Raw genomic sequence first — 14,460 nt, 5'->3', positions numbered from 1 at the left:
CAGACCCGGCTTTCCAGCCGGGTTTTTTCTGTGAGCAACTGTAAAAATGAGACTTCACATCCGGTCTTTTTTTTCGCCGTAATGAGGATAGGCCATAGCGATTTTTAAGGGGACGCTATGGATATTTTTATCTCGAAAAAGATGCGTAATTTCATTCTGCTGGCGCAAACCAATAACATCGCCAGAGCGGCAGAAAAAATACATATGACCGCATCGCCCTTCGGTAAAAGCATTGCTGCACTGGAAGATCAAATCGGCTATACGCTGTTTACCCGCAAAGATAACAACATCAGCCTGAATAAAGCAGGACAAGAGCTGTATCAGAAGCTGTTTCCCGTTTATCAGCGTCTCTCTGCCATTGATAACGAAATCCATAACGCCTCTCGCCGCTCGCGGGAAATTGTTATCGGCATCGACAATACCTACCCAACGATTATTTTTGACCAGTTGATTAGCCTTGGTGACAAGTATGACGGTGTGACGGCTCAGGCCGTTGAATTCAGCGAGAATGGGGTGATTGATAACCTGTTCGATCGCAAACTGGATTTTATTATCTCGCCGCAACACGTTTCCCCCCGCGTGCAGGAGCTGGAAAATCTGGCGATCAGCGAACTGCCTCCGCTGCGTCTGGGGTTTCTCGTTTCCCGGCGCTATGAAGAAAAACAGCCGCAGGATCTGCTGCGCGAGCTGCCCTGGCTGCAAATGCGCTTCCAGAATCGCGCCAACTTTGAGGCGATGCTGGATGCATACATGCGACCCTGCGGGATCAACCCGACGATTATCTATCGTCCGTACAGCTTTATGGCCAAGATTAGCGCGGTGGAGCGCGGGCAGTTTTTGACGGTGATCCCTCACTTCGCCTGGCGGTTGGTGAACCCGTCGACGCTGAAATATTTCGACGCGCCCGGCAGTCCCATGTATATGCAGGAGTTTCTCTATTCGCTGAAAAATCATCGCTATACCGCCACCATGCTCCAGCATATTGCTGAAGATCGTGACGGTAGTGCAAGTTAACCTAGCATCGAGCCTGTTTCGAGAAGGTTGCGATGCAGATCGAACGCATGGCTGAGATCGTGATGGATATGCCCGCCGGGCGCTTTCTCCAGATAGCGGTGCAAGTAATCTCTGTAAAGCGGATGCGCACAGTTATTGATAATTGTGTGCGCCCGCTGCATCGGAGATAACCCACGCAGATCGGCAATCCCTTGTTCGGTCACGATCACTTTAACGCTATGTTCACTGTGGTCGACATGGCTGCACATCGGTACGATGGTTGAGATTTTCCCGCCTTTGGCAATCGACGGCGCCATAAAGATAGACAGGTAGGCGTTGCGCTCGAAATCTCCGCTGCCGCCGATGCCATTCATCAGGTTCACCCCCGCAACGTGCGTGGAATTGGCATGACCGTAGATATCAAACTCCAGACCGACGTTGAGCGCAATAACCCCCAGCCGACGAATGATTTCCGGGTTATTGGAGATCTCCTGCGGGCGCAACACAATCCGGCTGGCGAAGAAGTCCATGTTGTCGTAAATCTTCTGTAGCGACGGGGCTGAAATGGTCAGGCTGGAGGCGCTGGCACCAGTTATCTTGCCCGTTTCCAGCAGATGCACCACCGACTCCTGCAACACCTCCGAATACATCATAAAGGGCGGGATATCCGGGTTCTCGCCCAGTCGAGCCATTACCGCGTTGTTGATATTGCCCACCCCGCTTTGTAAGGGCAGAAACTCAGCTGGAATGCGTTTGTGCGCCATTTCTGCCAGCAGAAAAGAGACTACGTTATCGGCAATTTGTTGGCTGACCGGATTGGTTTTATCCGATGCATTTCCTGCATCGGGCAGTTCGGTATCCACCACCGCAACCACCTTTTTGGGGTCTATCTGTACGCACTGACTGCCTACGCGATCCATGGTATGAAAAATGGGTACGCTGTTACGCCGCGGCGGCGCACCGGGTATCACGATGTCGGCAAACTCCGCCACACGCGGATTATGGTAATGATTCAATTCAATGATCACTTTTTTCGCCCGCAGCAGCCAGGTGGGGGCATTACCGATACCGCTGGACAGCCAAATCCGGCCATCCGGCGCGATGGCTGAGGCTTCAATGACGGCAACATCGATCTCGCCAAAAAAGCCGTAATTAACCATTTGCGCCACTTCGCTCAAATGGAGATCGACAAATCTCACCTGGCCCTGATTAATTTTGTCGCGCAGGCCCGATGACGTTTGATAAGGCGCACGCCAGGAAACGGCATCCGCCGCGGATAGTACGTCATCAGCGGCGGCGCCAATTGATGCTCCGGTCAGCAGGCGGATCTGAAAAGGCTGTCCGTTCTGATGCTGTTCGCAGGCGCGTTGGGAAATTGCGGTGGGTAACGCTTTTGGCGAACCCGCGGGGGTAAAGCCGCTAAACGCCACCATATCATCGTGCTGGATAATTTCTGCCGCCTGTTCGGCGCTCATCCGTTTCATGGCCGTCTCCTTCCTCAGACGTGATTAATGGCCGACAAAATTAGGTTTACGTTTTTCCATAAACGCGTTCATCCCTTCCTGATAATCCTCGCTGTCGTACACCGCGCGGCGCATGCCCTGAATGCGCTCGAACTCATCGGAATTCATGGTGTGCGCTTCACCCAGCACGCGCAGCTCTTCTTTAATGACGGCGATCGCCAGCGGCGCTTTCTCCGAGATGTGGTGCGCCATTTGCAGAGTGAAATCCTCCAGTTCGTCTACAGGAACCACATGGTTGAGGATCCCGACGGCCATCGCACGCTGAGCGGTAATCGGTGAGGCGGTAAAGATCAGCTCTTTCACGATGTGAAAACCGGCGTCGCGAGTCAGGTTGTGGATGCCGACCAGGTTATACGGCACGCCGAGGTTGACCGGGGTCATCGAGAAGGTGGATGTTTCAGCGGCGATGATCAGATCGGAACTCATGATCATCTCAAATGCGCCGCCCCAGACGCTGCCTTCAACCATAGAGATCACCGGTTTTGGATATTTTTGGATCATGCGGGTTATCTGACGCAGCGGATCGTCATAGGAGAGCGGATCGCGACGTCCGGTCGGGAGTTCATGAATATCATGCCCGGCGGAGAAAACTTTGGCTCCACTCGGAGCGCGCAGAATGATGCAGCGAATGTCCGCACGATTGAGATCGCTCAGCGCCTGCATCAGATCGTCAATAAACACTTTACTCAGGGCATTGAGCTTGCGGGCGTAATTGAACTCAATAACCGCGACTTTCTGGATGATGACCACGTTGACGTATTGATAAGACATAATGTTCTCTTTATTGAAAGTAATGATGCTGGATAAATTCGCTGATGTGCCGCAGACCGGTGCGCGGCGACAGATCGTTATTTTTGACGGCCTGTAGCGTCTGCTGGAAATAGCGGTCGAAATCAGTCCGCGCAAACAGCAGATGTAGGGCTTCTTCTTCAGCCTGCTGGTGTAACCAGTCCACCGCCTGCTGCTGGCGGACTTTTTCCAGTCGACCGCTGGCGGTAAGGCACGTTTTAAAGTCGGTTATTGCCTGCCAGACCTCCTCAATACCGCGTTTTTCCAGGGCGCTACAGGTCAGAACCAGCGGCTGCCACTCGTCATATTTGCGGCGCAGAATATGCAGGGCGGATTCGTACATATGGCGGGCGATGGCCACGCTGGCATGGTTCTCACCGTCGTCCTTGTTGATGACGACTAGATCCGCCATTTCCATCAGACCTTTCTTGATGCCTTGCAAGTCGTCGCCACCGCCAGCGATTTGCAGGGAGATAAAGCAATCCACCATGCCTGCGACTTCGGTTTCTGACTGCCCAACGCCGACGGTTTCTACAATCACCACGTCAAAGCCAGCCGCCTCGCACAACAGCATTAATTCGCGGGCGCGCTGGCTGGCTCCGCCTAAATGACCGCTGGAAGGGACCGGGCGAATAAACGCAGATTCGGCGCGAGACAGCTCCGTCATGCGGGTTTTATCGCCAAGAATGCTGCCGCCGCTGACCGGGCTGCTGGGATCGACGGCGATCACAGCCACCCGTAATCCGTGACGGATTAACAGCATGCCGAATGCTTCCAGAAAGGTGCTTTTGCCCGCGCCCGGCGTACCGGTTATCCCCAAACGCAGGGCGTTACCGGTGAACGGCATAATTGCGTCCAGCAACTGTGTACTCAGCGGCTGGTGGCGCGGGTGGCTGCTTTCGACCAGCGTCATTGCCTGGGCGAGCGTAGCCCGCTCGCCAAGCCGCAAGCGGCGGACGGTATCCTCAAGCGTGGCGGCGTTAATCATGATGCTGACTGATACGGGTTAACACATCGCGGACGCTGTCGAGCATTGGCGTGCCGGGGCCATAAATGGCAGCCACACCATGCTCGTGCAGGAAGGCGTAATCCTGTGGCGGAATAACGCCTCCTGCTACCACGCAGATATCTTCACGCCCCCATTTTTTGAGCGCGGTAACCAGTTCCGGGATCAGCGTTTTATGACCTGCCGCCAGTGACGATGCGCCTATTACATGCACATCGTTTTCTACCGCCAGACGGGCGATCTCTTCTGGTGTGGAGAACATCGGACTGAGGTCAACATCGAAGCCGAGATCGGAGTAGGCGCTGGCGATCACTTTCGCGCCACGATCGTGACCATCCTGGCCCATCTTGGCGATCAGGATCCTCGGTCGGCGACCATTTTCCGCGAGGAACTGTTCGGTTTGCGCAACAATGGCGTCGAACTCATCGGCGGATTTGTCGGACTGGTGATAGCTTTGCGCAATCACGCCGGTTACGCACTGGCTGGGAACCAGATAGCGGTCAAAAGCGGTTTCCAGCGCGTCGGAGATCTCACCAAGCGTGGCGCGAACGCGGGCTGCGTTAACGGCGGCGGCCAGTAGATTTTCATTATGCTGCGCGGCGTGGGTCAGCGCCGCGAGTGCGGCATTGACGGCATCTGTGTCGCGAGTTGCACGGATATGCTGCAACGAGGCAATTTGCTCGTTGCGTACCTTCACGTTGTCGATTTCCAGTACCGACGTTTCGTCTTCTTTATCCAGCTTGTACTTATTCACACCGACGATAACGCGTTTACCCTGGTCGATCAGCGACTGCTCGCGCGCGGAAGCTTCTTCGATCATCCGTTTAGGGAGCCCGGCTTCGATCGCTTTCGCCATGCCGCCTGCCTCATCAATTTGTTTGATGATCGTGCGCGCCTGCTTCACGATTTGATCGGTGAGTGACTCGACGTAATACGATCCGGCCAGCGGATCGACGGTGCGGCAGATCTCTGACTCTTCCTGAATGATGATCTGTGTATTACGCGCGATGCGGGCGGAGAAATCGGTGGGTAGCCCGAGCGCCTCATCAAAGGCGTTGGTATGCAGAGACTGGGTGCCGCCAAGCGTAGCGCCGAGCGCTTCAATGGTCGTGCGGATCACGTTGTTGTAAGGATCCTGCTCGGTCAGACTCCAGCCGGAGGTCTGGCAGTGGGTACGCAGAGCGAGAGATTTCGGGTTGTTTGCGCCAAAACCGCTGACTGCTTCACTCCACAAATAGCGAGCCGCGCGCAGCATGGCTACGTTCATAAACAGATCCATGCCGATGCCGAAGAAGAATGACAGGCGCGGCGCGAAGTCATCAATTTTCAGCCCGGCAGACAGCGCGGCTTTGATGTACTCAATGCCGTCAGCCAGCGTAAACGCCACCTGCTGGACGCAGTTCGCCCCGGCTTCCCCCATGTGATAACCGCTGATACTGATGGTGTTATAGCGCGGCATATTGGCGGAACACCAGGCGATGATGTCGGCGATGATGCGCATTGAAGGTTTTGGCGGGTAAATGTAGGTGTTGCGGCACAGGTACTCTTTCAGAATATCGTTCTGAATGGTCCCGGTGAGTTGCTCCGGCGTTACGCCTTGTTCTTCTGCAGCGACGATATAAAACGCCAGTACCGGCAGCACCGCGCCGTTCATGGTCATTGATACCGACATCTTATCCAGCGGAATCTGGTCGAACAGCACCTTCATATCTTCGACAGTATCGATCGCCACGCCCGCTTTGCCGACGTCGCCTGCCACGCGCGGGTTGTCAGAGTCATAGCCGCGATGGGTGGCAAGGTCAAAGGCGACGGAAAGTCCTTTTTGCCCGGCGGCGAGGTTGCGGCGGTAAAAGGCGTTGGACTCTTTGGCGGTAGAGAAACCAGCGTACTGGCGAATGGTCCACGGCTGCGCGGTATACATGGTGGCGCGTGGGCCACGCACGTAAGGCGGTAGGCCGGGAAGAGTGCCCGTGACTTCCAGATTATCGAGGTCCGCTTCAGTGTACAGCGGCTTGATGGCAATTCCTTCCGCCGTCTGTCTTTCCAGCGATTCGACGGTTTTTTCCCGTCGACTGAGTTCTTTATTAGCGAGTGTTTGCCACTCCTGCACGTTTGCCATTTTTTGCTCCGTATTACGCAATAAGTTGAATCTTTGCGGATACGGTGAGCTTTTTCATTTGGCTTGTCGCCAGCAAAAAATAGCCAACAGGGCGTCGTTTTTTGCCGCATGGCGTGTTTGATTTTGTGATTTATTTCAAAGACGTGGCGGGAATAGCATGAATAGAGGGTAAAGGCTTGTCGGCCGGATAAGGCGTTACGCCGCCATCCGGCACTCTGGAGCAATAAACGGTTTAATCCTGACGCAACACCTTGTGCCCGTATTCCAGCAGCGCGTCGGTAACGTTGCGCATCATGCGGCTTTCCGGTGCAAAACGGTGCCAGTACAGCATCCGACGCTGGAACAGACCTGGCGTTAAGTCGATCAGCTCGCCGCTTTCCAGCTCTTTCTCAATCTGTAAGTGCGGGATCATGCAGCAGGTGGTGCCCTGACGCGCCAACTGGACGAAGGCTTCAGACGAGTTAACGATGTGGCACGGCACGCTGCCCGGCGGCAGGTCGAAGTTTTGTTGTAGGAACGCCTGGTGCATATCATCAAGATGGTCAAACGCTACCGCCGGGGCTTTCAGCAGGGCGGAGCGGGTGACGCCGTTAGGGAAATAACGTTCGGCGAAAGGTTTGGAGCCAACAAACAGGTAGTCCAGCGCGCCAAGTTTATCCACCAGACAGCTTGGCAGCGCCTGATGTTGGATACTCACCGCACCGACCACTTCACCACGACGCAGACGTTCCTGGGTGCGCGTTTCATCCTCAACCTGCAGATTCAGCCGAATCGGTGAATTGGCCAGTACCGGGGCTAACGCCGGAAGCAACCAGGTCGCCAGACTGTCGGCGTTCACTGCCAGTGAGAGCAGCAGCGGCGTCGATCCGGTTTGTTCATCACCCAGCCACTCGTCTTCCAGCAGTTCAACCTGACGCAAAAGTGCCAGTAGTTTCTGCCCCTGTTCGGTTGGGCGTGGTGGTACGGTACGCACCAGCAGCGGTTGTCCGAACATATTCTCAAGCTGTTTTATGCGCTGTGAAACCGCGGATTGCGTGATGCACAGCTTTTGCGCCGCGCGCTCAAATCCTCGTTCACGAATAACCGCATCCAGTGCTTGTAGTGTTCTGTAGTCCGGACGTTTCATTGCTTTGACGCACTCCTGAAAATTTTGCTTGTTCTGCACTATGACACAAATTTAGGTTGGGTAAAGACGAAATCCGCCGCTTGCGAACGGGTGTGGGGACATTTTTCTGCACAATGTTCTATAATGCGCGTGAATTTTCCCACCATATTCACACCACAGGCGAAACAATCATGACGCAGGATGAACTGAAAAAAGCAGTAGGATGGGCGGCACTTCAGTATGTACAGCCCGGTACCATTGTGGGCGTAGGTACAGGTTCAACAGCCGCACACTTTATTGATGCGCTGGGCACAATGAAAGGTCAGATTGAAGGTGCTGTGTCCAGTTCGGACGCTTCAACCGAAAAACTCAAAAGCCTTGGCATCCACGTGTTCGATCTTAACGAAGTTGATAGTCTCGGCGTATACGTGGACGGCGCGGATGAAATCAACGGCCACATGCAGATGATCAAGGGCGGCGGTGCAGCGTTGACCCGTGAAAAAATCATTGCTTCCGTGGCGAAGAAATTTATCTGCATCGCGGATGCGTCCAAAGAAGTCGACATTCTCGGCAACTTCCCGCTGCCGGTTGAAGTGATCCCAATGGCGCGCAGCGCTGTGGCTCGCCAGTTGGTGAAGCTGGGTGGTCGTCCTGAATACCGTCAGGGCGTAGTGACGGACAACGGCAACGTGATCCTTGATGTACACGGTCTGGAGATCCTTGACGCCGTGGCCATGGAAAACGCCATCAATGCGATTCCGGGCGTGGTAACCGTCGGTCTGTTTGCCAACCGTGGTGCGGATGTCGCGCTGATCGGTACCCCAGACGGCGTGAAAACTATCGTAAAATGATCTGATGGGAGTGTCTTCTCCCGTTAAAAAAATTTTGGCAGGGCAAATTTGGTGACTTGTGTCACGTTTATAATATTGTCCTGCCGATCTCTCCAAAGAAAAAGTTATCGCCAGTATTTTCCTCTGACATTTCTCTCTGAATGACATTTCTTCAGCACGGCGACGCAAACGTTCATATTGCCGCAATATTATTTTTTGATATGTTGAAGAGGCGGATGAAAATCCCACACACAACACATCAGTTTGAACAAAAAAAGACAGGGTCGGGGAAATGGCAAAGGTATCACTGGAGAAAGATAAGATTAAATTTCTGCTGGTAGAAGGCGTGCATCAAAAAGCACTCGAGAGCCTTCGTGCAGCAGGTTATACCAACATCGAGTTTCACAAAGGCGCTCTGGACACTGAACAACTGAAAGAGTCTATCCGTGATGCCCACTTCATTGGTCTGCGATCCCGTACCCATCTGACTGAAGATGTGATTGACGCCGCAGAGAAACTGGTCGCGATTGGCTGCTTCTGTATCGGCACCAACCAGGTTGATCTGACCGCTGCGGCAAAGCGCGGGATCCCCGTGTTTAACGCGCCATTCTCTAACACGCGTTCCGTTGCGGAACTGGTGATTGGCGAACTGCTTCTCCTGCTACGCGGTGTACCCGAAGCGAACGCCAAAGCACACCGCGGCGTGTGGAACAAACTGGCTACCGGCTCCTTTGAAGCGCGTGGCAAAAAACTGGGGATCATCGGCTACGGCCACATTGGTACTCAGCTAGGCATTCTGGCGGAATCGCTGGGGATGCATGTCTATTTCTATGATATTGAAAATAAACTCCCACTCGGCAACGCCACGCAGGTGCAGCATCTTTCCGACCTGCTCAATATGAGCGACGTGGTCAGTTTGCACGTACCGGAAAATGCCTCTACCAAAAATCTGATGGGCGCGCGTGAGATTGCGTTGATGAAACCAGGCGCGCTGCTGATTAACGCCGCACGTGGTACGGTTGTTGATATTCCTGCGCTGTGCGACGCGTTAGCGACCAAGCACCTGGCAGGGGCGGCAATCGACGTATTCCCAACCGAGCCGGCAACCAACAGCGATCCTTTCACTTCGCCGCTGTGTGATTTCGACAACGTGATCCTGACGCCGCACATTGGTGGTTCAACGCTGGAAGCGCAGGAAAACATCGGTCTGGAAGTGGCTGGGAAACTGACCAAGTATTCCGATAACGGCTCTACGCTGTCTGCAGTTAACTTCCCGGAAGTTTCGCTGCCGCTACACGGCGGTCGTCGTCTGATGCACATTCACGAAAACCGTCCGGGCGTACTGACCGCGCTGAACCAGATTTTTGCCGAGCAGGGCGTCAACATTGCCGCACAGTATCTGCAGACTTCCGCACAGGTAGGTTACGTGGTTATTGATATTGAAGCGGATGAAGATGTGGCGGAGAAAGCGTTGCTGGCGATGAAAGCCCTCCCGGGTACCATTCGCGCTCGTCTGCTGTACTGATTTCCTTTTTACGGGCAGGCTGCTGGCCTGCCCGCATGTTCCAGGTTTTCCTACCACGCCCAAATTTTGGACGGCGTCACCACCGCAGGCAGCGGGATATCCCATTCTTCAACAGGCAGCTTTTCTACTCGCTGACAATCGTGCGCGTAGCCTACGGGCTGGATCTTATGCTGCTGCCAGTTTTGTAACGTGCGGTCATAAAATCCGCCGCCCATGCCCAGGCGTTGCCCATATTCATCAAACGCCACTAGCGGCGTAATCAGTACATCCAGCTGTGACAGCGGTAATACGTCACGTACATCAAGTCGTGGTTCCTGGATCTTTAAGCGATTGGTTACCAGGTCGCTATGCGGATGATAGTGTAGGAACAGCAAATTACCGGCGCTGAAGGGATGAAGAACCGGAAGATAAACGCGCTTGCCCGCTCGCCACAGCTGATCTATTAGCGGCTGGGTATCGAGTTCGCCATCGAACGAGAGGAATACTGCCACCGTATGAGCGAGTACAACAGGGGGAAAGCTGAGCATTCGGGTCGCGGCTTGCTGACCGTATTGTCGTTGCTGTTCGGAGGTAAGCGCACGACGACGCTGCCGAATCAGTTGACGAATTTCTTGCCGGGATAAAGGGAGTTCAGAAAGTAATGTCATGGCTGTTGCCAGGTAGAAGGGAATCTCCGAGATGCCGCCGCAGGCTGTAACCCTTGAACCCTTGGTTCAAGGTGAATGTGTCGTCACAGTTTTAAGGCTTCTCGGACGGGCCGAGCATGCTCACCAACCGTGGAGCGCCACATTCTTGTGGTATGAAATATCGGCTCAGGGGACTGGCCCGCTTGCAAACATCTCAGAGAAATTTTGTCTTCACGGTCACTCTACCACAGTAAACCGAAAAGTGTTATTCAAAGTTTTGGCCCGTTTTTTCGGTTATGCGACCCTGATCAAGCAACGCCTGTTCGATGGTCTGTTGTAGCATCCGAATACGTTGTTCCATGCTCGCCGCGTACTCACGCGTCTTCGCTTTTTCCTGAGTTAATTCATAGCTGATGTTCAACGCGGCGATGAAAACCAACTGCTCAGTATTTGTGACTCTAGTGCGAACTTTTAGATCTTGCAATCGCTGATTGAGATCGTCCGCAGCCTGATTCAACGCATCCCTTTGTTCAGGCGGGCAATTCACTCGCAGTGAACGGCCAAATATTTGGATATCGACGGGTTGTGCAGACATGCCACCTTCCTGCTGATTGACTGCGCTGCCTTCGTCTCCAGACCATGGGTCCGCGAAGGGGCGACACTATAGCTACCCTGGTATCAAGATACAAGCCCTTTTCTGGTCCACCAGGGTCCAAAGTGGTAGCATACCATGAATATTCCTCCCTTTGATGACGAATGCTTATGTCTATACAGAACGAAATGCCTGGTTACAACGAAGTTAGCCAGTTTTTGAACCAACAAGGGGCTGGATTAACCCCGGCCGAAATGCACGGCTTGATAAGCGGAATGATTTGTGGTGGAAACAACGACAGCTCATGGCAGCCGCTGTTGCACGACCTGACGAACGAAGGCCTGGCCTTTGGTCACGAGCTGGCTCAGGCGCTGCTGAAAATGCACTCTGCCACCAGCGATGCCCTCGAAGACGACGGCTTCCTTTTTCAGCTTTATCTGCCTGAAGGGGATGACGTCAGCGTGTTCGATCGCGCCGATGCGCTGGCGGGATGGGTAAACCACTTTTTGCTGGGTCTTGGCGTCACGCAGCCGAAGCTCGACAAAGTAACCGGCGAAACCGGGGAAGCGATTGACGACCTGCGCAATATCGCGCAGTTAGGGTATGACGAAGACGAAGATCAGGAAGAGCTGGAAATGTCGCTCGAAGAGATCATCGAATACGTGCGCGTAGCCGCTTTGCTGTGTCATGACACGTTTACGCGTCAGCAGCCGACTGCGCCGGAAGTTCGTAAACCGACTCTGCACTAAGAACGAAACGCAAAGGAGAGTGTGATGAGCGAGATATCTCAGCAAGAATTCCAGCGTCGTCGCCAGGCTTTACTGGCACAAATGCAGCCCGGCAGCGCCGCGCTGATTTTTGCCGCGCCTGAAGCGACGCGCAGCGCGGACAGTGAATACCCGTACCGCCAAAGCAGTGATTTCTGGTACTTCACCGGTTTTAACGAACCTGAAGCCGTGCTGGTGCTGATTAAAAGCGATGACACTCATAACCATAGCGTTTTGTTCAATCGGGTTCGCGATCTGACGGCGGAGATCTGGTTTGGTCGCCGTCTGGGCCAGGATGCTGCCCCGGCAAAACTTGGCGTTGACAGGGCGCTGGCCTTCAGTGAAATCAACCAACAGCTGCACCTGTTGCTCAATGGCCTGGACGCGGTGTACCACGCGCAGGACGAATATGCCTGGGCCGACGAGATTGTGTGCACGGCACTGGATAAACTGCGTAAAGGCTCCAGACAAAATCTGCACGCACCTGCCGCGATTATCGACTGGCGTCCAATGGTGCATGAGATGCGCCTGTTCAAATCACCGGAAGAGATTGCGGTCATGCGTCGTGCCGGAGAAATCACCGCGCTGGCGCATACCCGTGCGATGGAAAAATGCCGTCCGGGAATGTTTGAATACCAGTTAGAAGGGGAGATTCACCACGAATTTACCCGCCATGGTGCGCGTTATCCGTCCTATAACACGATTGTCGGCAGCGGTGAAAACGGCTGTATCCTGCATTACACCGAAAATGAAAGTGAAATGCGCGATGGCGATTTGGTGCTGATCGACGCTGGCTGTGAATACAAAGGCTATGCGGGCGACATTACGCGTACCTTTCCGGTAAATGGCAAATTTACCCCAGCACAGCGTGAAATCTACGATATCGTGCTGGAATCCTTAGAAACCAGCCTGCGTCTGTATCGTCCCGGAACGTCCATTCAGGAAGTCACTGGTGAAGTGGTGCGCATCATGATTACGGGTCTGGTGAAACTCGGTATTTTGCACGGTGATGTCGATCAGTTGATTACCGAAAATGCACATCGCCCATTCTTTATGCATGGTCTAAGCCACTGGCTTGGGCTGGATGTGCACGACGTCGGCGTTTATGGTCAGGACCGCTCACGTATTCTTGAGCCGGGAATGGTGCTCACCGTCGAGCCGGGACTGTATATCGCGCCAGACGCCGATGTACCGCCGGCTTATCGTGGTATCGGCATTCGTATTGAGGATGACATCCTCATCACCGAGGACGGCAATGAAAACCTGACCGCCAGCGTAGTGAAGAAAGCGGATGACATTGAAGCCTTAATGGCTGCGGCGCGACTGCAATGAGCGTGATTATCGTTGGTGGTGGTATGGTTGGCGCGACGCTGGCGTTGGCCATTTCTCAGCTCAGCCATGGGACTCTGCCGGTTCATCTGATAGAAGCGAGCGAACCTGAAACTGACCGCCATCCCGGGTTTGATGCCAGGGCGATCGCTCTGGCGGCAGGAACCTGCCAACAGCTGGCGCGAATTGGCGTATGGCAGGCGATTGCCGATTGCGCAACGGCCATTAAAACGGTTCACGTCAGCGATCGCGGTCATGCCGGATTTGTGACGCTGGATGCGCAGGAATACCGTATTCCGGCTCTGGGCCAGGTGGTAGAACTGCACGACGTCGGGCTGCGTCTGTTTGCGCTGCTGCGCAAAGCGCCGGGCGTCACATTGCACTGCCCCGATCGCGTAGCCAGCGTGTCGCGCACACAGGAGCGCGTAGAAGTTACGCTTGAAAATGGCGAAGTGATTGATGGTCGCCTGCTGGTGGCCGCCGACGGTACGCGCTCCGCACTGGCTACCGCCTGCGGTGTTGACTGGCTGCAACAGCCTTATGAGCAACTGGCGGTAATTGCCAACGTCACGACCTCTGTACCGCACGACGGGCGAGCGTTTGAACGCTTCACGCAATATGGTCCGCTGGCAATGCTGCCGATGTCTGACGGTCGCTGCTCGCTGGTGTGGTGCCATCCGCTGGAGCAGCGTGATGAGATTATGGCCTGGTCCGACGAACAGTTTTGCCGTGAACTACAAACCGCTTTTGGCTGGCGACTGGGACGTATTACCCAGGCCGGTAAACGCAGCGCCTACCCGCTTTCGTTAACTACAGCGCTGAAGGCGATTACCCATCGTACCGTGCTGGTAGGGAACGCCGCCCAGACGCTGCATCCCATTGCCGGGCAAGGTTTCAACCTGGGCCTGCGTGACGTAATGAGCCTGGCTGAGACGTTGACGCAGGCGGAAAACGGCGCGGAAGATGTGGGTGATTATGCGGTGCTGGCACGCTATCAGCAGCGCCGCGAAAGCGATCGTGATACGACGATTGGTGTGACCAATAATTTAGTGTATTTGTTTGCCAATCACTGGGCCCCGCTGGTTGTTGGGCGTAATGCCGGGCTGATGGCGATGGAATTATTCCCCCCTGCGCGCGATGCGCTGGCGGAGCGGACCCTGGGCTGGGTTGCGCGCTAAATATAATCTGTAGGCCGAATTAAAGAAGTAGGCCTGATAAGCGCAGCGCCATCAGGCAATGTCGCGGAATTGATGCCG

Annotated in this window: 13 protein-coding genes and 1 other RNA gene; 6 read left to right on the top strand and 8 right to left on the bottom strand. The window is 54.5% G+C overall.

The window, feature by feature from the left end; genetic code table 11:
* Positions 1–117 precede the first annotated feature (117 nt).
* Complete coding sequence (gene srsR / locus G4551_RS19635; protein ID WP_003026999.1) at positions 118–1,014, top strand: LysR family transcriptional regulator SrsR; 897 nt, start codon at positions 118–120, stop codon at positions 1,012–1,014.
* Here the strand turns inward: srsR and G4551_RS19630 are convergent.
* From G4551_RS19630 to argP, 5 genes are all read right to left on the bottom strand, one after another.
* Positions 1,011–2,477, bottom strand: a complete 1,467-nt coding sequence (locus G4551_RS19630; protein ID WP_003838242.1) for an acetyl-CoA hydrolase/transferase family protein — start codon at positions 2,475–2,477, stop codon at positions 1,011–1,013. The two genes, srsR and G4551_RS19630, sit on opposite strands and share 4 nt — an antisense overlap.
* A gap of 24 nt (positions 2,478–2,501) precedes the next feature.
* Positions 2,502–3,287, bottom strand: a complete 786-nt coding sequence (gene scpB, locus G4551_RS19625) for a methylmalonyl-CoA decarboxylase (protein WP_003026994.1) — start codon at positions 3,285–3,287, stop codon at positions 2,502–2,504.
* A gap of 10 nt (positions 3,288–3,297) precedes the next feature.
* Positions 3,298–4,293, bottom strand: a complete 996-nt coding sequence (meaB, locus tag G4551_RS19620; RefSeq protein ID WP_003838244.1) for a methylmalonyl Co-A mutase-associated GTPase MeaB — start codon at positions 4,291–4,293, stop codon at positions 3,298–3,300.
* Positions 4,286–6,430, bottom strand: a complete 2,145-nt coding sequence (gene scpA / locus G4551_RS19615; RefSeq protein WP_003838245.1) for a methylmalonyl-CoA mutase — start codon at positions 6,428–6,430, stop codon at positions 4,286–4,288. Before scpA ends, meaB begins: the two co-directional genes overlap by 8 nt.
* A gap of 232 nt (positions 6,431–6,662) precedes the next feature.
* Positions 6,663–7,556, bottom strand: a complete 894-nt coding sequence (gene argP, locus G4551_RS19610; RefSeq protein WP_003026988.1) for a DNA-binding transcriptional regulator ArgP — start codon at positions 7,554–7,556, stop codon at positions 6,663–6,665.
* A gap of 170 nt (positions 7,557–7,726) precedes the next feature.
* Here argP and rpiA point away from each other — a divergent pair, with 170 nt between their 5' ends.
* A complete protein-coding gene (rpiA, locus tag G4551_RS19605; RefSeq protein WP_003026986.1) occupies positions 7,727–8,386 on the top strand; it encodes a ribose-5-phosphate isomerase RpiA in 660 nt (219 codons plus the stop codon).
* Between the two features lie 271 nt (positions 8,387–8,657).
* Positions 8,658–9,890: a phosphoglycerate dehydrogenase gene (gene serA, locus G4551_RS19600; RefSeq protein ID WP_003026984.1), complete on the top strand. Its 1,233-nt coding sequence runs from the start codon at positions 8,658–8,660 to the stop codon at positions 9,888–9,890.
* A gap of 50 nt (positions 9,891–9,940) precedes the next feature.
* On the opposite strand, the gene G4551_RS19595 is transcribed toward serA, so the two are convergent.
* The 3 genes from G4551_RS19595 to zapA form a co-directional block, all read right to left on the bottom strand.
* Positions 9,941–10,537, bottom strand: a complete 597-nt coding sequence (locus G4551_RS19595; RefSeq protein ID WP_003026982.1) for a 5-formyltetrahydrofolate cyclo-ligase — start codon at positions 10,535–10,537, stop codon at positions 9,941–9,943.
* A gap of 19 nt (positions 10,538–10,556) precedes the next feature.
* Positions 10,557–10,740: non-coding RNA, 6S RNA (gene ssrS / locus G4551_RS19590), on the bottom strand.
* Between the two features lie 41 nt (positions 10,741–10,781).
* On the bottom strand, positions 10,782–11,111 hold the full coding sequence (gene zapA / locus G4551_RS19585; RefSeq protein WP_003026980.1) for a cell division protein ZapA: 330 nt from the start codon (positions 11,109–11,111) through the stop codon (positions 10,782–10,784).
* Positions 11,112–11,278: 167 nt separating this feature from the next.
* Between zapA and G4551_RS19580 the strand changes: the two genes are divergently transcribed.
* From G4551_RS19580 to ubiH, 3 genes are read left to right on the top strand one after another with little or no spacing between them, the layout of a single operon-like run.
* Positions 11,279–11,857, top strand: coding sequence for a YecA/YgfB family protein (locus tag G4551_RS19580; protein WP_003026978.1), 579 nt, complete (start codon positions 11,279–11,281; stop codon positions 11,855–11,857).
* Positions 11,858–11,881: 24 nt separating this feature from the next.
* Complete coding sequence (gene pepP, locus G4551_RS19575) at positions 11,882–13,207, top strand: Xaa-Pro aminopeptidase (protein WP_003838249.1); 1,326 nt, start codon at positions 11,882–11,884, stop codon at positions 13,205–13,207.
* Complete coding sequence (ubiH, locus tag G4551_RS19570) at positions 13,204–14,382, top strand: 2-octaprenyl-6-methoxyphenyl hydroxylase (RefSeq protein WP_003838251.1); 1,179 nt, start codon at positions 13,204–13,206, stop codon at positions 14,380–14,382. Before pepP ends, ubiH begins: the two co-directional genes overlap by 4 nt.
* Positions 14,383–14,460 lie beyond the last annotated feature (78 nt).

It is taken from the genome of Citrobacter freundii ATCC 8090 = MTCC 1658 = NBRC 12681, from assembly GCF_011064845.1.
In the GTDB taxonomy this organism is placed as follows: Bacteria; Pseudomonadota; Gammaproteobacteria; order Enterobacterales; family Enterobacteriaceae; genus Citrobacter; species Citrobacter freundii.
This window is presented reverse-complemented; position numbering and strand designations above follow the sequence as displayed.